Origin of the sequence: Burkholderia sp. BCC0405 (assembly GCF_902833075.1) — a bacterium.
In the GTDB taxonomy this organism is placed as follows: domain Bacteria; phylum Pseudomonadota; class Gammaproteobacteria; order Burkholderiales; family Burkholderiaceae; genus Burkholderia.
This window is the reverse complement of record NZ_CADFEO010000006.1, coordinates 320,801-342,825: the sequence shown is the minus strand read 5'-3', so window position 1 is coordinate 342,825 and position 22,025 is coordinate 320,801. Positions and strand designations below refer to the sequence as shown.

The following is a 22,025-nucleotide window of genomic DNA, read 5'->3' as shown; positions in this document are numbered from 1 at the left end:
ACACACATACGGGGAATCATGTACACAGCCAATCGTGGGACGCGCGTTCGCGCCATACGCTGTGCTCAATGGCTGACAGCCGACCGGATCATTCCGTACAGCTGCATCATGCTGATGCTCTTCGTCGCGTTGGCGGTCGTGTGGGGTGTCGTGTCCGATGGCTTTACCTCGAGCGACACGGTCCGTCCGGGTATCGACTTCTCGGTGTTCTGGACCGCATCGCATCTCGTGTTGCAAGGCCATGCCGCATCGGCCTACGACGCTTCGTCATTCCTGCAGGCCGAATCCGCGCACTTCGGTGCGTATCTGCAGCATCGGCCGCTTCCCTGGCTCTATCCGCCGACGATGTTGCTGTTCATCGCGCCGGTTGCCCTTGTGCCTTTCCTGCCCGCTTACTTCCTCTTTTCGGCGGGCAGTCTTTTATGCTACGCGTTCGCTATCTCGCGGTTGTCGGGATTGCGCGCGCATCTTCCCGTGCCGCGCGCCGCGGCGCTCGTCGTGATCGCGTATTCGGCGGTGTGCCTGTCCGCACTGTTCGGCCAGAACAGCATCCTGACCGCCGGCCTCGCCGCACTCGCGCTGCATCTGCTCGGCAAGCGCCCGGTCGCGGCCGGCGTGCTGATCGGGCTGCTCGCGATCAAGCCGCAACTGGCCGTCGTGTTCCCGTTCGCGCTGATCGCGGCGCGTGCGTGGCGCGCGTTCGGCGCCGCGGCAATCACCGCGATGCTGTTCGCGGCGGCCGGGATCGCGCTGACCGGAGCCGGCGCGCTGCACGGGCTCGGCGCGGCCGTGTCGACGGTGCGCGACCAGCATTTCATGCTGCCGTCGTACTGGCTCGCGTCGCCGACACCGTTCGCCGCGCTGCGGCTCGCAGGCTTGTCGGTGCCGGTCGCGCTGGCCGCGCAGGCGGCGGTCGCACTGCTCGCCATCGCGGCGACCGTCGACGTGTGGCGCCGCACGCCCGACATGCGCTTACGCGGCGCCGCGCTCTCCGTCGCTACCTTGCTGACCTCGCCCTATCTGTGGCACTACGAACTGACCTGGCTCGGGATCGCGATCTTCTGCCTGATCGCCCTTGGCTTCGAGGAAGGCTGGCGGCCCGGCGACCAGGCGGTGATCGTGCTCGCCTGGCTGCTGCCGATCTTCGAGATGCTGAACCGGTTGATGAAGCTGCCGCAGATCGGTCCGGTCGTCCTGCTTGCCGTGCTGTTCGTCATCGTTCGCCGCACGGTGCGGCACTCGCCCCGGAATTCGCGATGAAGACGCCCCTTTCCGCTCGCCACGCCCATCCTGCGATGGATGCCCATCCGGAACTCCCGATCGCGGGCCCGCGCCGTTACCCTCACTGGCTCAATCGCGACCGCGTGCGCGTCTATGCCGGCGGGGCGTTGCTGGCCGAGCTGCTGTGCCTCGGCATCTACCTTGCCCGGCTGTACTTGCAGCATGGCGCTTCGCTGGTCCCGCTGTCGCAGGATTTCTCCGCGATCTGGAGCGCGGCGTGGCTCGCCGCGCACGGGCGTGCCGCCGACGTCTGGCATTTCAACGCGCTGTTTTCGATCCAGCAGCTCGCCGTGCCGGGAATCAATCTCGAGGACGGCATGCTCCTGTGGCTCTATCCGCCCAGCATGCTGTTGCTGGTCATGCCGCTCGGCTGGCTTCCGTACACGCTGGCGGTCACGCTCTGGCTCGGCGTCACGTACGCGCTGTTCGCCGTCGTCGTTCATTCGACCGTGCAGCGCGGCGCCGCGTGGCTGTGCGCGCTGGCCTTCCCCGCCGCATTCGTGACCATCGTCGTCGGGCAAACCAGCCTGTTTACCGCCGCGCTCGGCGGCCTCGGCCTGCTGCTCCTGAATCGTCGCCCCGTGTGGGCCGGGATCTGCTTCGGCATGCTGACGATGAAGCCGCAGATGGCCATCCTGTTCCCGCTCGCGCTGCTGTGTGCCGGCCAGTGGCGTGCGCTGGCCGCGTGGGCCGCGACGATCGCCGCATGTGTCGCGCTCGCCGCGCTCGCGTTCGGCACCGGCTCGTGGATCGCCTTCGCCCACGGGATGCACGATGTCTACCAGGTCGTCGGGGCCGGCCATGCGAAGCTCGCGCGGATGCCTACCGTGTTCGCGCTGGCCGCGATGGCGGGCTGGCCCGCCTACGTCGCCGGCGGCCTGCAGCTGCTGTCCGCCGCGATCGCGGCGATCGCCGTCGTCCATGCATGGCGCGGCGCATGCTCGTACGCGCTGCGCGCCGCGACCCTCGCGTGCGCCTGCCTGCTCGTCAGCCCCTATCTGTACGACTACGACCTGACCTGGTACGGCATCGTGATCGCGTGGTACGCACGCTATGCGTGGACGCACGGCTGGCGGCGCTTCGATCGCGAATGGCTGCTGCTGCTGTGGCTGATGCCGCTCGCGGGCCTCGCGGTCGTGCCGCATCTGTCGTTCCAGTTCATGCCGCTCGTCACGCTGGCGTCGCTCGGGCTGCTCGTCAGCCGGATCGCCCGGGAACGACGCGACGTGCCGTCGATGCCGGACGCGCACGATCACTCGACCGAAACCGCGTTCACCCATCAGGCCAGAACGCACCACCGCACGGCGTACGGATTGCGCCGCACCGGCCGGCCCGCCATCGGCGCGCATCGGTGAAACGGACATCACAAGGGGAATCATCATGCGGGAATCGCTCTATACACCGCTCGTATCGCTGGTCGTGCCGTTCTATAACGAAGGCGAGGCCGTCGAGCGCTTCTTCGACGTCGTGATTCCGCTGATGACGTCCATCGACGCGATCCGTTTCGAAATCGTCTGCGTGAACGACGGCAGCCGCGACGACACGCTCGAGCGGCTGATCCGGATCAGCACCGGCGAGCGGCGCGTGCGCGTGATCGATCTCACCCGCAACTTCGGCAAGGAAGCCGCGCTCACGGCCGGCCTCGACGAAGCCCTCGGCGATGCCGTGATTCCGCTCGACGCCGACCTGCAGGATCCGCCCAGCCTGATTCCGGTGATGATCGAACACTGGCGCGACGGCGCGGAAGTCGTCGCCGCGAAGCGCAGCAGCCGTGCGTGCGATTCGTTCGCGAAACGCACGGCGGCCGCGATCTACTATCGTGTGCACAACCTGCTGTCGGACGTGAAACTGCCGGAGAACGTCGGCGATTTCCGGCTGATGGACCGCAAGGTCGTGAACGCGCTGCGGAACCTGCCCGAGCGGCATCGCTTCATGAAGGGGCTGTTCGCGTGGGTCGGCTACCAGACCGTGATCGTCGAATACCAGCGCGACGCACGCAGCGCCGGGCACTCGAAGTTCTCCGGCTGGAAGCTGTGGAATTTCGCGCTGGAAGGCATCACCAGCTTCAGTACCGTGCCGCTGCGCAGCTGGACCTACATCGGCGTCGGCATCGCCGCGCTCTCGTTCCTGTACGGCTTGTTCATCATCGTCCGCACGTTGCTGTTCGGCAATGCGGTGCTCGGCTACGCGTCGCTGATCTCGGTCACGCTGTTCATCGGCGGGATCGAGCTCATCGGGATCGGTGTCGTCGGCGAATACATCGGGCGGATCTACGACGAGTCGAAGCAACGGCCCGTCTACCTGATCCGCCGCCGCTACCAGGCGCACAGCAAGGTGATCGACCTCCGGGTCGCGCGCGATGCGCGCCGCCAGACCGCACGCCGGCGCGTGCAGCCGGCCCGTGCGCGGATCGGCGCACGCTGACGGGCGCCGGCGGCCATGATCGGCCTGCTCCATGGCGAGCGCACGCGGCTCGTGCGCTTCGGCGTGTCCGGGCTCGGCTCGACCGCGATCCACACGCTGGTCGCGGCGGCGCTGTTCGCGCGGCTCGATGCGACGCTGGTGACGGCGAACGCGATCGCCTTCCTCTGCGCGACGGCGTTCTCGTATCTCGCGAATACGCTGTGGAGCTTCTCGTCGACGATGTGCACGCGCAACGCGGTGCGCTTTCTCGCGGTCACGCTGGCCGGCTTCGTCGAAACGATGCTGCTCGCGCGGGCTGCCGAAGCGCTCGACGTATCCCGCGGGATGAGCATCGTCGCGATCGCGCTGCTGGTTCCGCCGACCACGTTCGTGCTGCACCGGTGCTGGACCTACCGGCAAGTCGCTCCCCTCCCCAGCCGCTCCCGAAATTAATCGGCCACTCAATTAACAGGTTCAATGTCGCCACATTTAAGTAACACATCGAATCGATTGAATTAGATTTCAAAATTACCGTATGAAACAATATTAAATACCCTGTTTACTTTTACAGCTCCCAGAATTAACCGAACGGGATAACCTGCATTCGCCATCTCGACTGCACATGGCTTGATCGGAACAAAGCCTTGCAGGACAACGCGATGGCGGCCGCACGAAGCAATTCGCGCAACAATAAGTCCCATTCATTCAAACGGGAGCTTCTATGTCACGCGTTACCGATGTGCTCGTCTCTTTCGATACCGAAACCATTCTCAAAAAATATCCGAATCCCAGCAAGAATCCGAATAGCCCGACGCTGATCGACTGGAAGCACGTGTACATGGTCACCAACCAGGACAACGTGGTTTCGGGTCAGGCGGGCGGCGAACTCGACCTGAAGGCGCAAGTGGGCGACCTGATCCGCTGGCGGGAAACGAGCCTGTCGCTGGGCTTCGAGAACCAGGTGGTGTTCTACAAGTTCATCGGCAACGTCGGCAACGAGCTGATCTCGACGCCCACGCCGCGGGTCGCGGAAGCGTCGATTCCGGTGCCGAACACCAGCAAGCCGGACGTGCCGACCTGCCAGAAGGTCGCGAACTACTACTGGTCGTCGGAATGCCTGAAGGTCGGCCGCGTGACCTATCACTTCCAGTTCCAGATCATCGATCGCAACTGCCAGAGCCAGGGCTGCTTCTCCTGGGATCCGTTCATCTCGATCCATAACTGATCGCGGCAGGCGGGCGGCCGCACGGCGGCTGCCCGCGTCACCCACTTGTTGCGGAGGAAGCGCTCATGCCTGGTCTTCGTTGCGATGTGCTCGTGATCGTCGACGCCGTCACGCTGCTGTCGGCCTACCCCGAGGCGAGCCGGAACCCCGACGCGCCGACCGCGATCGACGGCCGGCACCTCTACGTGGTGAGCCCGGGCGACACCGCGCAGCTCGGCCACAACGACAGCCGGCTCTTTACGGGCCTGTCGCCCGGCGACCAGTTGCACCTGCGCGAAACCGCCCTGGCATTGCGCGCCGAAGCAAGCGTGCTGTTCGTCCGGTTCGCGCTGAAGGATGCGGGCATCGTCACGCCGATCGAACCCGAAGTGCGCGATGCGGCCACCCCGGTGCCGGTCGCCGACGACCTGCTGCATCCGTCGTGCCAGCCGATGAAGGACCACTACTGGCGCAGCGACGTGCTGGCCGCGGGCGCCACCACGTGTACGGCCGATTTCGCCGTGTTCGACCGCGACGGCGCCGTATCCGGTTATTTCCGCTGGGAAACGTCGATCGAAATCGCCGAGGGCCGGACGGACGCGAAATAGCCCGGTTTCAAACCGTCGCCGGATCGTCACGGCAACTTCTCGCGGCCACCGAAACCCGCGTTCCAGGCGATCTTTCATGCGAATGCCGCCGACCGGCAGGGCCTGAAACGCTTCATCGACAATGCGCCGGAACCGGCCGCGCCCCATTGCCGCCCGGTACGGCGGCCGTTTCATGGGCTGCGCGTTGCCCGTCGGCTGATGGGCCGCACGCAAAGTCGCGGCCACGCACCGTCACACGCTACGTCCCAACAACTGCCCCGGCCAGCCGTCCACGTCGAAGGTTGAAATTCGCTCATACCCGCAGGACTCGTAGAAGCGCACCAAGGCGCCCGTCCCGCCGCCATAGCAGTCCACCCGCAAGCGCCCCACCCCGGCCGCCCGGGCGCGCTCATCCGCGAAGGCCATCAGGCGCCGGCCGACACCCCGCGCCCGTGCATCGCGCGACGCCACCAGCACGCGCACATAGATCTCCGGCTCGGTCGCCGGCGGCACGTAGGGCATGGACTCGCCGAGGATCAATGCGCCCAGGACGCGACCCTCCCGATCCTCCGCGACCCACGCGTCGGGCAGCGCACACGCTTCGGTCACGAACGCAATCCGCCCGGGTTGCGTCGACCATGGCTCGCGGCCCCATTGCCCGTCGTTGCCGATGGAAACGAACCACGCTATCACGTCATCGAAGATCCCCAGCACGGCCGGCGCATCGAGCGCACTGGCGCGACGAATCACCTGTTCGTCCATTCCTGACTCCTTCACGCTCAACCCTCCTTCGCCGGATTCGACGACCGGCGCGCAACTGGATGTCGTGCCGAGCCGCCCGAGGACGCGCGATCGAAACCCGGCGATCAAGCCCGCTACGGTACCGACATTCCCCCCGGTCGAGCAAGACGTGACGGCCCGCGAGCCGCAACCTTGCCGGCGGAGCGGCACGATAAAAGCGGTTCGGCGCCATGCCGAGGGGGCCGAAAAACCCTGCCGCAACGCACACTCCATCGCGCTCGCCCGATCCGGCTGGCCGACGCGCCGCCTGCGCCGCACCGGATCGCAGCGGATCGATTCCCGCGCGAATGCCCTCCTTGACGACAAAAATATCTACAATCGACGCGATGCATCGCAGGCATGACGCGCCAGCCGCCCCCACTCTCGCTCGCCACCATGAACGCACCCGCTGATTCCCCCCCGTCCGCCCCGTCGGTACTCGGCGTCTATCGTCAACTGGCGGATCCGTCCGCCGGGCAATGGATCGTCAGCCGCTCCGAGCGTGCGCACCTGTACCGCATCCAGCATCACCGGCCCGACGGCAGCACATCGGTCGATACGGTCGTCGATGCGGACAACCTCGACGCGAAGCTGCACAAGTGGATTCAGGAAGGCTTCGTCCGGCGCGAAGCCGGCGACCGTGCGGCGCCCGCCCATCGCGGCGCGTTCATGCTGGACCTGCGCCGCGCGCACGCCGCGCGCCCGGCCGCAGCCGGCGCTGCGGCGCACGTCGTGCAGGTGGGCGGCGTGCCGATGCCGCGCGGCCCGGGCGGCCCGCTCGTGCCGCCGCTGAACCCGGCCTACCTGTTCACCGCGCGCGTGACGAACGTGCTGGAAGACATCGTCGAGAACCGGCGCATCCTGCTGATCGGCCACACCGGCACGGGCAAGACGAGCCTCATCGAGCAGGCCGCCGCGCTGGCCGGCCATGGCGTGCTGCGCTCGAACATGAACGGGCAGACGACGGTCGGCGACTTCGTCGGGTTCTGGACCGTCAAGGGCGGCGAGACGATCTGGGTCGACGGCGTGCTGCCGACCGCGATGCGTGAAGGGCTGTGGCTCATCGTCGACGAAATCGACTTCGCGGAACCGGCGATCCTCGCGGTGCTGACGGCCGTGCTCGAACCGGCCGGCCGCTTGTTGCTGAAGGAAAAAGGCAACGAGATCGTCGTCCCGCATCCGTCGTTCCGCCTGTTCGCGACGGCCAATGCGGTGGGCGCGATGGGGCAGTTCCGTCATCTGTACCAGGGCGCCAACGTGATGAACGAGGCGTTTCTCGACCGCTGGCGCGTCTACCGCCTCGACTACCTGCCAGCCCCCGACGAGGCGCGCGTGCTGCAGCGCACGTTCGGCGCGGCCATGACCGCGGCGATGGCCGACACGCTCGCGGCCATCGCGGCCGACTGCCGCGCCGCGTTCGTCCGCGAGGATCTGGCCAGCGCGTTCTCGACGCGGCGCCTGATCGACTGGGCCGAGCTGATGCTGCGCACCGGCGACCCCGAATCGGCCGCCGGCCCGACGATCTATGCGAAGGTCGGCGCGGAAGACGCCGACCTGATCCGCAGCATCATTCGCCACTACATCGACGTCGAGGCCTGACGCGATGGACCGGGACGACGACGCGCGCTCGCTTCACCTGACCCGGCTGGCCCGCACGCTCGCGCAACGGCACGGCATCGAGGTCCGGTTCGCGCGCCACGGGCACGTTGCGCGGCCAGACCTGCTGGTGCTGCCCGACACGCTGCTCGCCGGCGACGTGGACGACGACGCGATCACCGGTCTCGTCGACCTCCACGCGGCGCGCGCCCGCTTCGGCGCGATCGACGAGGTTGCCGCGCTGGCGTCGCCCGCGGTGCGGGCCATTGCGCAGGCGATCGACGATCGGCGCGCGGCCGGTCGCCTCGCCTCGATCTATCCCGGCGCGATGACATTCCTGCGGCGGATGCGGGCAGCGGCGTCCGCCGACACGCTCCATCGGTGGCCGCGCATGGCGTGGCGCGACCGGCTGATGTGGCGCATCGAGCGCGCGCTGTGGGACGAACCGCCGTCCCCCATCGAGCGCGTGCCGTCGCTCGACGCGACGATGGCGGCTTCGGACGATCTCGTCGACGAAGCCCGTGCGGCCACATCGACCGCCGACAGCATCCGCGCCGCGCACCGGATCGTCGAGCGCGTGCGCGCGCTGGCGTCGGCCGGCGCGAACAACATGATGTTCACGGCCGATCCGGTCGGCACGATCGACAGCGACAGCATCGCTGCGGAATTCGAATCGGACGGACAGGGCGCGCCGGACGACTCACGTGCGCCGGTTTCGGCCGAATCGAGCGCCGGTGCGATCGCCGATACCGAATCGTCGGCCGAGGCGCCGCCACCGGGCGATGCAACGCCCCGCACGATTCCCCTGTCGGCCGACCGCCGGCCGCTGCTGTCGGTCCCGCTGACCACCGCGTTCGACACGGTGACGGACTTCACCGGCAAGGGCGAGCCGGCGCGCTGGCACCGCCTGCGAAGTGCGGCCCGCGCGCAGACCGAGCCGCTCAAGCTGCGACTCGAACGCGCGTTGAAAGTGGACGAGCAGACGCGCTGGAAGCGCGAACAGGAGCGCGGCGAGCTCGACCGGATGTCGCTCGCCCACCTCGTCACCGCGCCCGGCTATCGCACGCCGTTCCGCGTCCGGCGTGCGGCGCCCGGACGCGACGCGGCCGTCAGCCTGCTGATCGATTGCAGCGGGTCGATGACCGGCAGAAAGATCGAGCTCGCCACGCTGTGCGCGGCGGCGCTGTGCGATGCGCTGACGCAGCTCGGCTTCGCGTGCGAAGTGCTCGGCTACAGCTCCGTCGAGGATGCCGCGATGCGCGCGCACTACCAGCGCTGGATCGACGCCGGCCGCGACACGTTCGGCTACAACCGGTTCGTCGAACGGCTCGACCTGCGCGTCTACAAGCGGTTCGATTCCGACAACCCGAGCGGCCTCGCCTGCATCGAATGCGGTCACGAGAATCCCGACGGCGAGGCGTTGAGCTGGGCCGCCGAGCGGTTGCTGGCGAAGCGCGCGCGGCGGCGGATCCTGATGGTGCTGTCGGACGGCTATCCGGCAACCGGCGACGGCAACCCGGCGATCCTGCGCTCCGACCTGCGCGCACGCATCGATGCGCTGCGCGAGCGGCGCGTCGAACTGATCGGCGTGGGGATACTCGACGATTCGGTCGAAGCGTTCTATCCGGTCAGCAGCGTGGTCGAGCATCTGCACGCGTTGCCGGGCGCGGCGTTCAGTGTGCTTGGCGATACGCTGCTGGACCGGCGCTAGCCTCCGCCACGGCCGCGGTTGCAATCGAACCCGCACTCGCATTGCCGCCGGCCCGCCGGATCGGTATTCGCACGCAGAACGTCGAGCCGCGGCCGGGCTCGCTCGTCACGTCGATGGTGCCGCGATGGCGCTCGACGATGCCGTGCGATACCGACAATCCGAGCCCCGTGCCCTGCCCGACCGGCTTCGTCGTGAAGAACGGATCGAAGATCCGCCGGACGACGTCCGGCGTCATGCCCGTTCCGGTGTCGCTGATCGCGATCGACACCTGCTCGCCATCGCTCGACGTGCGGATCGTGATCACGCCGCGCTCGGGAATCGCGTGCGCCGCGTTCACCAGCAGGTTCATGAAAACCTGGTTCAACTGCGACGGCAGGCATTCGACCTGCGGCACGTCGCCGTAATCGCGCACGATGTCGGCCTTGTACTTGAGTTCGTTGTGGACGACGTTGAGCGTGCTTTCCAGGCCCGCGCGGAGATCGACCACGCTCCACTCGTCGCTGGCCGGACGCGAGAAATCGCGCAGGTCCTGCACGATGCGCCGCACGCGCAGCGCGCCGTCGATCGATTCGTCGATCAGGGTCTCGATCTCGCCGCGCACGTAGTCCAGGTCCGCCGCGCGGCCCATCGCCGCCAGCGCGTCGCGCGCGGCCGGGTCGAGCTGCGGCAGCGCGGCTTCATGCGCGGCGATCACGTCGAGCAGACCGTGCACCCACGTCTTCAACGTATTGAGGTTCGCACTGACGAAGCCGATCGGATTGTTGATCTCGTGCGCGACACCGGCCGCGAGCTGACCGATCGACGCGAGCTTTTCCGACTGCAGCAGTTGCTCGTGGGTGTCTTCGAGTTCATGCAACAAGCGCCGCTGCTCGTCCTTCTCCTGTTCGAGCCGTGCCTGCGCGACCTTGCGCTCGTCGATCTCGGTCGCCATGATCTCGCGCGTGTGCTGCAGTACCGTCGTCGTCTGTTCGTAGCGATGCAACGCGCGTTCGAGTTCCGCGGTCCGCACCCGCACGAGCCGTTCGAGCGTATCGGTCATGCCGCGCAGGAAGGTTGTGCGCGCATCGAATCGGCTCAGCAACAGCGTGACGACCAGCGTCCCCATCGTAAACAGCGCGACGGTCGTCGCGAGCCACGGCGCGTCGACCCCGTTCGCGGCCCCGCACCGTGCGTCCGGCGCGAAATGGGCGGCCGCCATCGCCGTGTAGTGCATGCCGGTGATGGCGATCCCCATCACGAGGGCCGCGCCGACCCGCTGGGCGGTCGCATGGCGCGCGTGCTGCACGCGCAGCGCCTGCGCGATCCACAATGCGGCGGTCGACGCGATCACCGCAATGCCGATCGAGGCCGCGAACAGCCCGGCATCGTAGCGAATGCCGGGCTCCATGCGCATCGCGGCCATCCCCGCGTAATGCATGCCGGCGATCCCGCCGCCCATCAGCGCGCCGCCCGCGAGCAACCGCCGCCAGCCCAGCCGCGCGCGCGTGACGACAGTCAGCGCGAAGTACGACACGAGCACGGCAATCGCCAGCGACGCCCCCGTATCCGGCAACGCGTAGCCGAGCGGAATCGGCAGCGAGAACGCGAGCATGCCGACGAAGTGCATCGACCAGATGCCGGCGCCCATTGCCACCGCGCCGCCGCCCAGCCACGCCCGCTTGAGCTTCGGGTTGTCGAGCAGCGAGATGAAGGCGGCCAGGTCGAGTGTCGTATAGGAGGCCAGCGTCGCGATCGCGAGCGACAGCAGGACGAGCGGGAGATTGTAGGTGCCGTACATGATCGAGCGCCCGGATCGAGGTGAGTGCGTTGCCGCGGCGCCCAGTCGCGCACCGCGCCCATCAGGCCGCGCCTGCGGACTCAGGCCGGCGCCGCCCCCGCGTTCGACGCCGGCTTCGAGGCCGCCTGGCCGGCCAGCACGAGGATGTCGAACGACGTCCCCTCGCGCGTCTCGAAGCGGCGCACGAGTTCGATCTGGTGCGCCGACATCACGCTGCCCTTGGTCATCAGCAGCACGCCGCGATGCGTGCGCAGATCGTCGGCGAGCTGCATCCCTTCGCGCAGCTGCGCGGACTTGATCTCCGCGACGGACGCCGCGATGCCGAGGCCTGCCGGGTCCCGCATCAGTTCGACCAGGCTATCGACGACCAGCGCGTCGTAACGCACGCCGGCCTGCGAGCGCAGCGCGTCGATCGCCTGTTCGACCGAATGCGGCACGCCGATGTCGCCATTCCGCAGCCCTTCGAAATCGCGCGCGATCGCCACGATCCGCGAGCCGAGCGGGATCGCGTCGCCCGCCAGCCCGTCCGGCGTGCCGCGTCCGTTGAAGCGTTCGTACTGGTGCAGCACGATCGACGCGACCTTGTGCAGTTGCGCGACCGGCGTCAGCACCATCTGCGCGCGCAGCGGATGCTGCAGGAACAGGCCGTGTTCTTCCGCCGTCATTTTCGCGAGCGGCTTGTGCAGCAATTCGTCCGGCAGCGACAACTTGCCGATGCCGTGCAGCAGCCCCGCGAAATAGACATCCTGTGCATGCAGCTCGCTCATCCCGGCGGCCAGCGCGAGCCGCCGCGCAATCTCGCCGACCCGCATCGCGTGACCGCTGGCGGACCCGCAGCGCATCTCGATCATGCTCGCGCAGACCTGAACCATCGCGGTGAAACTGCTTTTCAGGTCACGTTGCGCGGCTTCGAGGAACATCACGGTCTGGCCGAGCTCTTCGGTGCGCGCCCGAACCTGCGTTTCGAGTTCCGTATTGAAGCGGCGCAGCGCTTCGTTCTGCGCTTCCGTCAGCGCGGCGAGCCGGGCCGCTTCACGCCGCAAGCGCCGCTGCTCCAGCGCCTGTTCGAGAGTCAGCAGCAGGTCGTGATCGTCCCACGGCTTGTTCAGGTAGCGATAGACGCCGCCGTCGTTGACGGCCTGCACGACCGACGCGATCTCCGCATAGCCGGTCAGCAGGATGCGCATCGTGTCCGGGTAGAGCGCCCGGGCCCGCGCGAGGAACTCCGCGCCGCTCATGCCCGGCATCCGCATGTCGGACACGATCAGGTCGACTTCGGTCGATGCCAGTATCTCGAGGGCCGCCTCGCCGCTTTGCGCGGTCAGGATCTCGTAGCCGGCAGGCCGGAACACGCGCTTGAGCGCCGACAGCATGCTTGGCTCGTCGTCGACCAGCAGGATCGACGGTACGCCACCCGCGTCGTCGGATGTCGCCGGCGCCCCGCTCGTTTCAGGCGATACCGCATTCGGTCCGTTTGTTGCAGATGTCGTCATGATAGGCCTCGGATCGCTTATTTATATTCTCTCTGTATCATCGGCAGACACTGCGGATTCGATATCCGGGAAAACGCCGATGCGCTCGTCCGGAACACGCCGCGGATGCGTCACCGCGGCGCGCGGCCGCATGCGATCTACCCCGCCGCCGAACCCGGTTCGCGCACGTAGAAGATGTCCCACTCCGCTTCGTCCGCCTGCACGAAGCCGTGCCGCGCATAGAAGCGGTTCGAATCGCTGCCGCGCAGCGCTCCGACGCGTACGGGCACGCGCATCTCGTCCGCCTCGGCAAAGATCCTGCGCAGCACGGCCGCGCCGATGCCCTTTCCCTGATGCTCGGGCACGATGTACAGATGATCGAGCAGCCAGTGGTCTGCCTGCCGCCGAACCACGAAAAAGCCCGCGTTCACTCCATCGGCTTCGATGAAGCGGCACAGCGCCGGGTCGAACGACGCGAGAAAGCGTTCGCGCGCACGCCGGGGATCGAAGCGGCCGATGCGTTCGAGGCTGTCGCGCATCGCGGCGATGCGGATCGCAACCAGCGTTTCGGCGTCGGATCGGGTGGCGACGGGAAAGGTCAGGTTCATGGGCAAGTCGCGCTCACGCGGAGAAAAGGCCCGGCGTCGCAGCGCAAGCGTCGAAGCGTTCTCGCGACGCCGGCCGCCGGCACGAACGGCACGTCAGGGCGTCTCGATGCCTTCTGCCTGCGTCGCCAGGAATCGCAGGTACTTGCCGTCCTCGTCCTCGAACAGTTCCGGCCCGCCACCCATGTACGCGCGCATCAGCTCGTCGGCCGCGCGGTCGAGATTGCCCAGTTCGAACTGGCATTGGCCGAGCCTCAGGTGCAGGAACGGGTTGCCGGTCGCGTTCGGAAAATGCATCGACTGGGCGAGCGTGTCGCGTCCGGCCGCGTAGTCCCCTTGAAGAAAATTCGCGTCGCCGATCGCGGCCATCAACCAGGTTCCGGCTTCCCATTGGGTCTTGGGTTCGGGCAGCAGGTCGAATCCCGCCCGGAATTTCGCCAGCGCGCTTGCGTAGTCGCCGTCTTCCATCAATGCATCGCCCGCGTCGCTCAGCGCGCCGATCCGTTCGTACAGCGCGTTGTCCAGTTCTGCCATGTCGAGTCCCTGTTCCGGAGTTGAAATCGGCCCGGTGTGGCCGGTGATTGCGATGCAATCGCGGTGATTGTGTGCAGTTTTGCCGTCCGGGTCGGTCATCCGGACGGCATTCGTCCAGCATACTCGAGCCGTATGACGCGCGCCGCGACTTTGGGTTCACCTTCGTGTGCCCGGGCGCACCGCGCCTCGCATTACACTATCTGCCGCAACGCTACGCGTCCCGACAATCCGTGCTGCCGCGCAGCCTGCTGACCGTGGTCCGGTCACGCTCGCCCGGCAAATTTTCGTTTGACTACCGATCCATGCTCCGCTTCGACAATCTCGGCAAGCGCTACGACAAGCGCGTCATCTTCAAAGGACTCAGCCACGCATCCGGCGCCGGATGCGTGGGGCTGTACGACGAAACCGGCAGTGGCAAATCGACGTTGCTCGCCATTCTCGCTGGCGCGATCGACGCGGACGAAGGCGAGGTGTGGATCGGCGGCCATTCGCTGCGCACCGCGCTGCACGATGCGAAATCCGCGCTGGCGTATGTGCCCGACGATTGCCTGGCGTATCCGTCCCAGACCGGCCGCGAGTTTCTCGGTCTCGTGGCGGCCGCCAGGAATGCCGTCGTCGATACCCGCACGCTCGAGCTGGCGGATCGATTCGGGCTTGCACCGCATCTGGAGAAGCGCTTCGAGCAGATGTCGTTCGGCACGCGCAAGAAACTGTTCCTGACGGCGACGACGCTCGGCGCGCCCGCCGTCGTGATCGCCGACGACCCGGACAGCGGGCTCGACGCCGCGTCGCGTGCGGTTCTGATCGATCTGTTCAGGACCCTGGCTGCAGACCGTACCGTCTTCTTTTCGAGTCACGATCCGGCATTGGCGCGCGCCTGCGACGCAAGGATCACCTGTTTTGCGGCGCTTGGATTCGCGGGGTAGACGGGTTCGTCGCCGGCGCGGTCACGGGGATGGACAAGGCGCGGCGGCATGACACGGGGAGGAAAGGCGCCGGTATCGTTCGCGGCAAGTACGGTATCGCCGGCAGGCGAGACCTCGGTGTTCGTCAAGTGTTCGTGCGATCAGGCGCGACCGCGCTTTGCGGCAGGAAGGACCGCGGCCGACCGGAACCATTCCGGCAACCGGAGAAGCCGCTGCGATCGTCACGCCAACGATGCGGCGGCCTCCCGTTCCAACGGCATCATGCTCATTGATCGTCGATCTACGCGCCGGCAATCGATCGCTGTCTTTTGCCGGCAGGCAGTGCGAAACGTACCACCCCGCTTCGCACTTCCATGCCTTCCCCGATGCGCATGCGCGGCGTGCCGGGCCCCGATCGGCCGACTATCCGACACCATGGCCGGCTATCGTTCGACCCGCGCACGCCCCCGGCCTTGCTCCGCGTCAGGCCTTCAACGCCCCGAACACCTCGTCCAGCATCTTCTTCGCATCGCCGAACAGCATCCGGTTGTTGTCCTTGTAGAACAGCGGATTGTCGACGCCCGCATAGCCGGACGCCATGCTTCGCTTCATCACGATCGAGGTCCTGGCCTTCCACACCTCGAGCACCGGCATCCCGGCGATCGGGCTCGCCGGATCTTCCTGCGCCGCCGGGTTCACGATATCGTTCGCGCCGATCACCATCGACACGTCGGCTTCGGGGAAATCGCCGTTGATCTCGTCCATCTCCATCACGATGTCGTAAGGCACCTTCGCCTCGGCGAGCAGCACGTTCATGTGTCCCGGCATGCGCCCGGCCACCGGATGGATCGCGAAACGCACGTCGACGCCCTTCTCGCGCAGCACCTTCGTGAGTTCATGCACGGTGTGCTGGGCTTGCGCCACGGCCATCCCGTAGCCGGGCACGATGATCACGCTCTTGGCGTCGCGCAGCAACTCGGCCGTCTCCAGCGCGCTCACCGCCACCACTTCGCCGGCCGGCTGGGCACTGCCGCCCGCCGCCGCGGGCGCACCGCTGCCGGTGCCGAAGCCGCCGGCAATCACGCTGATGAAGTTGCGGTTCATCGCGCGGCACATGATGTACGACAGGATCGCACCCGACGAGCCCACCAGCGCGCCGATCACGATCAGCAGGTCGTTGCCGAGCATGAAGCCGGTGGCCGCCGCCGCCCAGCCCGAGTAGCTGTTGAGCATCGACACCACGACCGGCATGTCCGCGCCGCCGATCGCCATCACCATGTGCACGCCGAACAGCAGCGACACCACCGTCATCACGATGAGCGGCGTCATGCCGTCCTGGATCGTCTCCGCATGCAGGAAGGCGCGGCCGAACACGATCACGATCACCAGCGCGGCCAGGTTCAGCCAGTGCCGTGCCGGCAGCAGCAGCGGCTTGCCGCCGATCTTGCCGGAGAGCTTGCCGAACGCGATAACGGAGCCCGCGAAGGTCACCGCGCCGATCAGGATGCCGACGTAGATTTCCACTTCGTGGATCGCGTGCTCGGCACCCGTGAACTGCACCGACGTATCGATGTAGCTCGCGAAGCCCACCAGGCACGCCGCCAGACCGACCAGGCTGTGCATCAGCGCAACCAGCTCGGGCATCTGCGTCATCTGCACCTTCTTCGCGGCGTAGAGGCCGACCGCGCCGCCGACCACCAGTGCAGCCACGATGTACGGAATGCCCCCGGCCGAGACGCGCGGGCCGAGTACCGTGGCGATCACGGCGATCAGCATGCCGATCATGCCGAGCAGGTTGCCGCGCCGTGCGGTCTCGGGATTGGCCAGCCCGCCCAGGCTGAGGATGAACAGAATGGCCGCGCCGATATAGGAGACGGTAGTCAGATTGGAAGTCATGGTTGTCGTCTCCTTACTTGCGGAACATCGCCAGCATGCGTCGCGTCACCGCGAAACCGCCGAACATGTTGACGGCCGTGAGCGTCAGTGCGCCCACCGCCAGGCCCAGGATCAGTCCTGACGGACGGCCCTCCGCCGCCGCGTCGCCCAACGGCGGCGCGACCTGCACCAGCGCGCCGATCGCGATGATCGACGAGATCGCGTTGGTGACGCTCATCAGCGGCGTATGCAGCGACGGCGTGACGTTCCAGATCACCATGTAGCCGACGAAGCAGGCCAGCACGAAGACCGTGAAGTGCGACAGGAACGTGGCCGGCGCGAACTGGCCGACCAGCAGGAACGCCAGTGCGCCGACGGCGAACACGATGGCGAGCGACTTCGCCGACATCGGCGCGCCGCTGCCGTGACCGTGCCCCTTGGACGCGCTTGCCGCGACAGGCGGCGCGGCGGGTTTCGGCGCGGCGGCCGGCTGCTGGATCGGCGGCGGCGGCCAGGTGACGTTGCCTTCCTTGATGACCGTGAGGCCGCGGATCGCGTCGTCGTCGAAGTTGACGTCGATCGTGCCGTCCTTGGCCTTGCACAGCTCTTCGACCACGCGCAGCAGGTTGGTCGCATAGAGCGTCGACGACTGCCGCGCCAGGCGCGACGCGAGATCCGTGTAGCCGATGATGGTCACGCCATGACGCACCACGGCCTCGCCCGGCACCGTCAGCTCGCAGTTGCCGCCCTGCTCGCCTGCCATGTCGACGATCACGCTGCCCGGCTTCATCGATTGCACCATCTCGGCCGTAATCAGCTTCGGCGCCGGCTTGCCGGGAATCAGCGCGGTGGTGATGATGATGTCCGCGTCCCTGGCCTGCTGCGCGTACATCGCGCGCTGCGCCTGCTGGAAGCCTTCGCTCATCACCTTCGCATAGCCGCCGCCGCCCGAGCCCTCTTCCTCGTAGTCGACCTTGACGAATTCGCCGCCCAGCGACTTGACCTGATCGGCCACTTCCGCGCGCGTGTCGTTGGCGCGCACGATCGCGCCGAGGCCCGCGGCCGTGCCGATCGCCGCGAGGCCGGCGACGCCCGCGCCGGCGATGAACACCTTGGCCGGCGGCACCTTGCCCGCGGCCGTGATCTGCCCGCTGAAGTAACGGCCGAATGCGTGGGCCGCCTCGATGACGGCGCGGTAGCCGCTCACGCCGGCCATCGACGTCAGTGCGTCCATCTTCTGCGCGCGCGACAGCGTGCGCGGCAGCGAATCGATCGCCAGCACCGTGGCCCGCTTCGCGGCCAGCTGCTGCATCAGTTCAGGGTGCTGGGCCGGCCAGACGAAACCGATCAGCGTGCCGCCCTCGCGCATCAGCGCGACTTCCTCGCTGCTCGGCGGGCGCACCTTGAGGACGATATCGCTACGGCCCCATAGATCGGCAGCCGTCGCCACGACTTCGGCCCCGGCCGCGCGGTAGTCGTCATCGCTGAAGTTCGCGCCGGCGCCGGCGCCGCTTTGCACGGCCACCGAGAACCCGAGCTTGATCAGCTTCTCGACCACGTCGGGAACGGTCGCTACGCGCCGCTCCTCGTGGGCCGTCTCCAGAGGGACCCCAATCAGTAATGTCATATCCTGAACTGTCAGTAGTGGCCGTCGCAAGGAATTACGGCCTGCGTTTCAAGTCACCCAACCCAATCAATCCGTGTACGACTTTGCTCCGCGCGCAGCTTGGCACTCCCGCGCAGATTTCACAAACGTTCGATCCTCTAATCGACCCTCTAGTCGATCGTCTTGCCGGAGCAAACCGGTTCATGCGCTTGCCTGATTACCCTGACGAATATCCGGCATGTGTTCCGAGCGGACAAGGCCCGCTGAGCATATCCCGTGCCAGGGTCTTTCCGAAATTTATATTTTGAATCGATGCGCATTCAATCCATGAATCCCCTGCCTGGACACGAAGGGGCGGCAACGCCCGTTCACCCGCCAGAGCCGCGCTGGCCGCCGCGTCAACACGGCAATCCGTTTGAAACGTGAATAAATGGCGATCGGCATAAAAACTCCGGAATCGGTTTCATCGAGAATTCCCCGCGTGTCGGCACAATGCCATTTGTCGCGCGCCGACGACATAATCCGCGGGGCCGACGCGCTTCAGTGCCGGCGAGTTTAAAGGAGAAGGCTCACTGACTGCCCGGCCCCCATCCGGTGACGATCATTCGCGCTGCGCGTCGACGTGCGCACGTATGCGGCGCGCGCCTTCCTCCGGCGTGCAGGTCGACGTGTCGATGCGCAGCGAGTACGGACGTGAATACGCCGGATGCCCGAACTGCGATCGAGCCATGCCTTCGCCCCGATCCGGTCTCGCGCGTTCGCGCTGCTCGAGGATGTCGAGCGGGCACGTCACGCCGATGACGAAGGTCTGTCGCGGCGACAGCGCGGCGATGCACTCGTCGAGCGCGGACCAATCCCGAAGCACGAGGTCCAGCACGATCTCGAAATGGCTGGCCGCGATCCGTGCGAGCGTCGACTGCAGGTTGAGCAGGTGAAGTCTCAGCGCCTGATTCCGTTCTTCGTCCGATCGCATGTCACGCCGGCGCGACATTTCGACGAACGCGTCGAGCGACACGTGAAACGTCGGCACGCCCGAACTTTGCTGGAGCGCCCGCGCCAGACTGCTCTTTCCTGCACTGGTCGGGCCGTGCAATACGACAGCGACGGGTTTCATGGCGATGGTCCGCTGGTGAGATTGCCGGTTGCCCGGTTGCCGCGCTAGATCAGCTCGGCGACGCGCACGATGACGAGCGCGGCCGGCACGAGCACCGCCTGCGCGCACACCGTGCCGAGCACGCGCGCGAGCGCGAGTGTCGTGATGGCGCGCCGAAAGCTGTTCTCCGATATCCGCCCTTCGATGACGTCGTCGGTCATGACGGAAACCTGCGGGTCGATGACGACCGCCAGCACGACGGTCGCGAATCCGTTGATGACGGACGACAGGTTCGCGCATGTCACTCGCAGGTCGGGTTTCAGATAGCCCGCATACAGCGACGCGAACACGCCGACCGTCCAGATCGCCATCGCGGCAACGTTCAGCGCAATGACGCCCCATGACACGCCGATGTTCGCGGTCAGTTGCGTGACGTTCTGGCTGGACGGCAGTCGTGCGCCGACGCGGAGATAGTTGATACCCGCACGACTGCACGCGTGCAGCAGCAGGCGGGGAATCGAGCGGTTCACCTGGAAGTGTTCGACAGCGCGACTGAAATAACGCTGGAACGTCGGGATCAGGAACGACCCGGCGATGGTCGCCGCGGTGGCGGCGAGCAGGAACCACCGGAAGTCGGCCAGCAATCCGCTCCCCATCCGGTGCGCGATGTCCATTTCAACCCGTTTCGCGATGAACGGCCCCTGAAAGGAATTGGCCGTTCGCGACACCAGCGCGATGATCCCGAACAACGAAAACGACAACGCAATGCGACGCGTGCGAACGCCGGCGATGCGCACCGCATACGCCAGTGTCGCGATCACATGGATGACGAAGGTAAGCCCGCAGATGATCCAAAGCTGACTGTCCATGCTGGTGCCGCGTGCGTGACGGGATCACGAGTGTACCCGAGCGCAAGCCGCGCCCGGCGCATCGGCCTGACGAGGCCGCTTTTGCAACGGTAACAGTTTGGCGACGCGCGTCAGGCGCGACCGTGTGGCGCCGAGGCCCGCGCTTCATTCAGGATCCAGGTCGCGAACGCCTGCAACGGCCCCTCGGCCAGTTCGATCGGCTCGGGCAGGACGAGGCAGAAGTTTTTCGTCACCGCCGTGCCCACCGGCCACGGTGCGACCAGGCGGCCCTGCTCGAGCTCCGCGTCGATGTAAAGGCGCGGCACCAGCGCGACACCCAGGCCGGCCAGCGCCGCCTCGATCAGCATCGAATGAAGGTCGTAACGCGCGCCGACCGCGGAATGGGTCAGCACGATGCCGGACTCTTGTGCATAGGCCTGCCACGCGTCCGGGTTTTGTCGCCGGTGAAGACGCGGCAATGCATCCAGCGACGGGCTCGCCCCGGCGCTGGCGAGCAGCGCCGGACTGCAGACGGGCACCAGCACTTCGTCCAGCAGCGGATGCAGATGCATCCCCGCCCATGCCGGATGCGCGAAATGAATCGCCGCGTCGAAACCGCTCCCGGCCAGCAGGAACGGTTCCATCCGCTCGGCGATATGCACGGTGATGTTCGGATGCCGGTCCTGAAAGTGTTTCAGCCGGGGGATCAGCCAGCGGGTGGCAAAGGTTGGAATGGCGGCGATATCGATGCTCGCGCCTTCGATCGGCTGCCCCATCAGGTACAGGCTGTCCCGTTCGAGCCGATCCAGAATCTCGCGAACCTGCACCGCATAGCGCGCGCCGTTCGGCGCAAGCCGTACCCGATTGCCGATCCGCTCGAACAGGGCGACGCCCAGGAACGCCTCCAGCCGGCCGATCTGACGGCTGACGGCGCCCTCGGTCCGCGCCAGTTCCTCGGCGGCGCGGGCAAAGCTGCCGTGTCGGGCCGCGGCTTCAAACGCCTGGAGCGCGGCATTGCTTGGGATCTTGCGGGACATGGGCGTCGTGTCGGTCAGGGTGTGTTCGCCATCAGCTTGAGAAAATATCACTGAAGGCTGACTTTAATTCGTTTTATGGCGCGAAATTGCGAGCTTAGCATTACGTTACTGCACTGAACATCGGACGTTCCCGGATGGATGTGCATCCTGCCCTAAGGACAATCCCCCATGATCTACACCGTGGAATGCAGCTTCGCCGACCGTGACAGCGAAGCCGAATGGAACGACTTCTATACGCATGAAAAGCTGCCCGCCCTGATCTCGGTGACGGGGTTTCACACGTCGCAGCGGTTCCAGGCGATCACGGGCGGTTGCCCTGTCTATCTGGCGATCCACACGATCGACGGCTTCGATGTCCTGACCGGCGACGAATATCGCCGGAAAGGCGGCGGCAATTTCGCGAAGTGGCAACACCACATCACCGACTGGCATCGGAATCTCTATGACGATATCGGCCTCGCGCCGGCGGTAAAGGAAGGTGAACACCTCGCACTGAGTGCCGTCGGCCCCGATCCGTTGATTCGGTCGGGCCTCGAACCGCTGGCCATGCAGGCCGTTGCGCTGGAGAAGTTTCCGGAGCGACGTTGGCTCGCCGTCGTGCCACCGCATCGCGCGCGGCTCGTCGAGGCGCGCCCGGAAGGCGTTCACCTTTACACGCCGATGACGCAGCAGTTGACAAGCACACGCGCCCTGTCGATCGCGCAGGAGTAG

At 66.7% G+C, this 22,025-nt stretch carries 21 protein-coding genes; 11 read left to right on the top strand and 10 right to left on the bottom strand.

Annotation, left to right across the window (positions count from 1 at the left end):
- Window positions 1-18 precede the first annotated feature (18 nt).
- The 6 genes from HWX36_RS12690 to HWX36_RS12665 all read left to right on the top strand — a co-directional run bounded on the left by HWX36_RS12690 (window position 19) and on the right by HWX36_RS12665 (window position 5,496).
- Window positions 19-1,260, top strand: a complete 1,242-nt coding sequence (locus HWX36_RS12690; protein ID WP_175952424.1) for a glycosyltransferase family 87 protein — start codon at window positions 19-21, stop codon at window positions 1,258-1,260.
- Window positions 1,257-2,636 (top strand): glycosyltransferase family 87 protein, encoded by a 1,380-nt coding sequence (locus HWX36_RS12685; RefSeq protein ID WP_175952423.1) that lies wholly within the window; start codon window positions 1,257-1,259, stop codon window positions 2,634-2,636. Before HWX36_RS12690 ends, HWX36_RS12685 begins: the two co-directional genes overlap by 4 nt.
- Window positions 2,637-2,661: 25 nt before the next feature.
- Window positions 2,662-3,705 (top strand): glycosyltransferase family 2 protein, encoded by a 1,044-nt coding sequence (locus HWX36_RS12680; RefSeq protein ID WP_175952422.1) that lies wholly within the window; start codon window positions 2,662-2,664, stop codon window positions 3,703-3,705.
- 15 nt (window positions 3,706-3,720) lie between these two features.
- Complete coding sequence (locus HWX36_RS12675) at window positions 3,721-4,137, top strand: GtrA family protein (protein ID WP_175952421.1); 417 nt, start codon at window positions 3,721-3,723, stop codon at window positions 4,135-4,137.
- A gap of 268 nt (window positions 4,138-4,405) precedes the next feature.
- The gene (locus HWX36_RS12670; protein WP_175952420.1) at window positions 4,406-4,909 is read left to right on the top strand and encodes an inclusion body family protein; all 504 of its coding nucleotides are present in this window, start codon (window positions 4,406-4,408) and stop codon (window positions 4,907-4,909) included.
- A 65-nt stretch (window positions 4,910-4,974) separates the two neighbouring features.
- Window positions 4,975-5,496: an AidA/PixA family protein gene (locus HWX36_RS12665; RefSeq protein ID WP_175952419.1), complete on the top strand. Its 522-nt coding sequence runs from the start codon at window positions 4,975-4,977 to the stop codon at window positions 5,494-5,496.
- 231 nt (window positions 5,497-5,727) lie between these two features.
- Here HWX36_RS12665 and HWX36_RS12660 read toward each other — a convergent pair whose 3' ends face one another.
- A complete protein-coding gene (locus HWX36_RS12660; protein ID WP_208457801.1) occupies window positions 5,728-6,237 on the bottom strand; it encodes a GNAT family N-acetyltransferase in 510 nt (169 codons plus the stop codon).
- Between the two features lie 148 nt (window positions 6,238-6,385).
- Between HWX36_RS12660 and HWX36_RS12655 the strand changes: the two genes are divergently transcribed.
- Genes HWX36_RS12655 through HWX36_RS12645 form a run of 3 tightly spaced genes read left to right on the top strand, consistent with a single transcriptional unit; the run spans window position 6,386 to window position 9,562 of the window.
- Window positions 6,386-6,619, top strand: coding sequence for a hypothetical protein (locus HWX36_RS12655; RefSeq protein ID WP_175952418.1), 234 nt, complete (start codon window positions 6,386-6,388; stop codon window positions 6,617-6,619).
- Window positions 6,620-6,651: 32 nt separating this feature from the next.
- Complete coding sequence (locus HWX36_RS12650) at window positions 6,652-7,854, top strand: AAA family ATPase (RefSeq protein WP_175952417.1); 1,203 nt, start codon at window positions 6,652-6,654, stop codon at window positions 7,852-7,854.
- A 4-nt stretch (window positions 7,855-7,858) separates the two neighbouring features.
- The gene (locus HWX36_RS12645; protein ID WP_175952416.1) at window positions 7,859-9,562 is read left to right on the top strand and encodes a cobalamin biosynthesis protein CobT; all 1,704 of its coding nucleotides are present in this window, start codon (window positions 7,859-7,861) and stop codon (window positions 9,560-9,562) included.
- On the opposite strand, the gene HWX36_RS12640 is transcribed toward HWX36_RS12645, so the two are convergent.
- From HWX36_RS12640 to HWX36_RS12625, 4 genes are all read right to left on the bottom strand, one after another.
- Complete coding sequence (locus HWX36_RS12640; protein ID WP_175952415.1) at window positions 9,525-11,339, bottom strand: histidine kinase; 1,815 nt, start codon at window positions 11,337-11,339, stop codon at window positions 9,525-9,527. The genes HWX36_RS12645 and HWX36_RS12640 overlap by 38 nt on opposite strands.
- A gap of 80 nt (window positions 11,340-11,419) precedes the next feature.
- Entirely contained in the window at window positions 11,420-12,832 is a 1,413-nt protein-coding gene (locus HWX36_RS12635) for an HD domain-containing phosphohydrolase (RefSeq protein WP_175952414.1), read from the bottom strand.
- Between the two features lie 137 nt (window positions 12,833-12,969).
- Window positions 12,970-13,419 carry a GNAT family N-acetyltransferase gene (locus HWX36_RS12630; protein ID WP_175952413.1) on the bottom strand — a complete coding sequence of 150 codons (450 nt, stop codon included), beginning with the start codon at window positions 13,417-13,419 and terminating at the stop codon, window positions 12,970-12,972.
- A gap of 93 nt (window positions 13,420-13,512) precedes the next feature.
- On the bottom strand, window positions 13,513-13,950 hold the full coding sequence (locus HWX36_RS12625) for a hypothetical protein (protein ID WP_175952412.1): 438 nt from the start codon (window positions 13,948-13,950) through the stop codon (window positions 13,513-13,515).
- A gap of 302 nt (window positions 13,951-14,252) precedes the next feature.
- On the opposite strand from HWX36_RS12625, the gene HWX36_RS12620 reads away from it, so the two are divergent.
- Complete coding sequence (locus tag HWX36_RS12620) at window positions 14,253-14,876, top strand: ABC transporter ATP-binding protein (protein WP_175952496.1); 624 nt, start codon at window positions 14,253-14,255, stop codon at window positions 14,874-14,876.
- Window positions 14,877-15,338: 462 nt separating this feature from the next.
- Here HWX36_RS12620 and pntB read toward each other — a convergent pair whose 3' ends face one another.
- The 5 genes from pntB to HWX36_RS12595 form a co-directional block, all read right to left on the bottom strand.
- On the bottom strand, window positions 15,339-16,751 hold the full coding sequence (gene pntB / locus HWX36_RS12615) for a Re/Si-specific NAD(P)(+) transhydrogenase subunit beta (RefSeq protein ID WP_175952411.1): 1,413 nt from the start codon (window positions 16,749-16,751) through the stop codon (window positions 15,339-15,341).
- Between the two features lie 13 nt (window positions 16,752-16,764).
- A complete protein-coding gene (locus tag HWX36_RS12610; RefSeq protein ID WP_175952410.1) occupies window positions 16,765-18,357 on the bottom strand; it encodes a Re/Si-specific NAD(P)(+) transhydrogenase subunit alpha in 1,593 nt (530 codons plus the stop codon).
- A gap of 580 nt (window positions 18,358-18,937) precedes the next feature.
- The gene (locus HWX36_RS12605) at window positions 18,938-19,450 is read right to left on the bottom strand and encodes an AAA family ATPase (protein ID WP_175952409.1); all 513 of its coding nucleotides are present in this window, start codon (window positions 19,448-19,450) and stop codon (window positions 18,938-18,940) included.
- Between the two features lie 44 nt (window positions 19,451-19,494).
- Window positions 19,495-20,298 carry a lipid II flippase Amj family protein gene (locus HWX36_RS12600; RefSeq protein ID WP_175952408.1) on the bottom strand — a complete coding sequence of 268 codons (804 nt, stop codon included), beginning with the start codon at window positions 20,296-20,298 and terminating at the stop codon, window positions 19,495-19,497.
- Window positions 20,299-20,408: 110 nt separating this feature from the next.
- Entirely contained in the window at window positions 20,409-21,314 is a 906-nt protein-coding gene (locus HWX36_RS12595) for a LysR substrate-binding domain-containing protein (RefSeq protein ID WP_175952407.1), read from the bottom strand.
- A gap of 168 nt (window positions 21,315-21,482) precedes the next feature.
- Between HWX36_RS12595 and HWX36_RS12590 the strand changes: the two genes are divergently transcribed.
- Complete coding sequence (locus HWX36_RS12590) at window positions 21,483-22,025, top strand: sugar ABC transporter (RefSeq protein WP_175952406.1); 543 nt, start codon at window positions 21,483-21,485, stop codon at window positions 22,023-22,025.

What these genes read in the sequence shown, in the direction of transcription:
- HWX36_RS12590 (WP_175952406.1), top strand. Translation starts at nt 21,483, where the DNA reads ATGATCTACACCGTGGAATGCAGCTTCGCCGACCGTGACAGCGAAGCC.
- HWX36_RS12625 (WP_175952412.1), bottom strand. Translation starts at nt 13,950, where the DNA reads ATGGCAGAACTGGACAACGCGCTGTACGAACGGATCGGCGCGCTGAGC.
- HWX36_RS12620 (WP_175952496.1), top strand. Translation starts at nt 14,253, where the DNA reads ATGCTCCGCTTCGACAATCTCGGCAAGCGCTACGACAAGCGCGTCATC.
- HWX36_RS12640 (WP_175952415.1), bottom strand. Translation starts at nt 11,339, where the DNA reads ATGTACGGCACCTACAATCTCCCGCTCGTCCTGCTGTCGCTCGCGATC.
- HWX36_RS12605 (WP_175952409.1), bottom strand. Translation starts at nt 19,450, where the DNA reads ATGAAACCCGTCGCTGTCGTATTGCACGGCCCGACCAGTGCAGGAAAG.
- HWX36_RS12665 (WP_175952419.1), top strand. Translation starts at nt 4,975, where the DNA reads ATGCCTGGTCTTCGTTGCGATGTGCTCGTGATCGTCGACGCCGTCACG.
- HWX36_RS12650 (WP_175952417.1), top strand. Translation starts at nt 6,652, where the DNA reads ATGAACGCACCCGCTGATTCCCCCCCGTCCGCCCCGTCGGTACTCGGC.
- HWX36_RS12685 (WP_175952423.1), top strand. Translation starts at nt 1,257, where the DNA reads ATGAAGACGCCCCTTTCCGCTCGCCACGCCCATCCTGCGATGGATGCC.
- HWX36_RS12635 (WP_175952414.1), bottom strand. Translation starts at nt 12,832, where the DNA reads ATGACGACATCTGCAACAAACGGACCGAATGCGGTATCGCCTGAAACG.
- HWX36_RS12660 (WP_208457801.1), bottom strand. Translation starts at nt 6,237, where the DNA reads ATGGACGAACAGGTGATTCGTCGCGCCAGTGCGCTCGATGCGCCGGCC.
- HWX36_RS12600 (WP_175952408.1), bottom strand. Translation starts at nt 20,298, where the DNA reads ATGGACAGTCAGCTTTGGATCATCTGCGGGCTTACCTTCGTCATCCAT.
- HWX36_RS12680 (WP_175952422.1), top strand. Translation starts at nt 2,662, where the DNA reads ATGCGGGAATCGCTCTATACACCGCTCGTATCGCTGGTCGTGCCGTTC.
- HWX36_RS12645 (WP_175952416.1), top strand. Translation starts at nt 7,859, where the DNA reads ATGGACCGGGACGACGACGCGCGCTCGCTTCACCTGACCCGGCTGGCC.
- HWX36_RS12630 (WP_175952413.1), bottom strand. Translation starts at nt 13,419, where the DNA reads ATGAACCTGACCTTTCCCGTCGCCACCCGATCCGACGCCGAAACGCTG.
- HWX36_RS12670 (WP_175952420.1), top strand. Translation starts at nt 4,406, where the DNA reads ATGTCACGCGTTACCGATGTGCTCGTCTCTTTCGATACCGAAACCATT.
- HWX36_RS12690 (WP_175952424.1), top strand. Translation starts at nt 19, where the DNA reads ATGTACACAGCCAATCGTGGGACGCGCGTTCGCGCCATACGCTGTGCT.
- HWX36_RS12675 (WP_175952421.1), top strand. Translation starts at nt 3,721, where the DNA reads ATGATCGGCCTGCTCCATGGCGAGCGCACGCGGCTCGTGCGCTTCGGC.
- HWX36_RS12595 (WP_175952407.1), bottom strand. Translation starts at nt 21,314, where the DNA reads ATGTCCCGCAAGATCCCAAGCAATGCCGCGCTCCAGGCGTTTGAAGCC.
- HWX36_RS12610 (WP_175952410.1), bottom strand. Translation starts at nt 18,357, where the DNA reads ATGACATTACTGATTGGGGTCCCTCTGGAGACGGCCCACGAGGAGCGG.
- pntB (WP_175952411.1), bottom strand. Translation starts at nt 16,751, where the DNA reads ATGACTTCCAATCTGACTACCGTCTCCTATATCGGCGCGGCCATTCTG.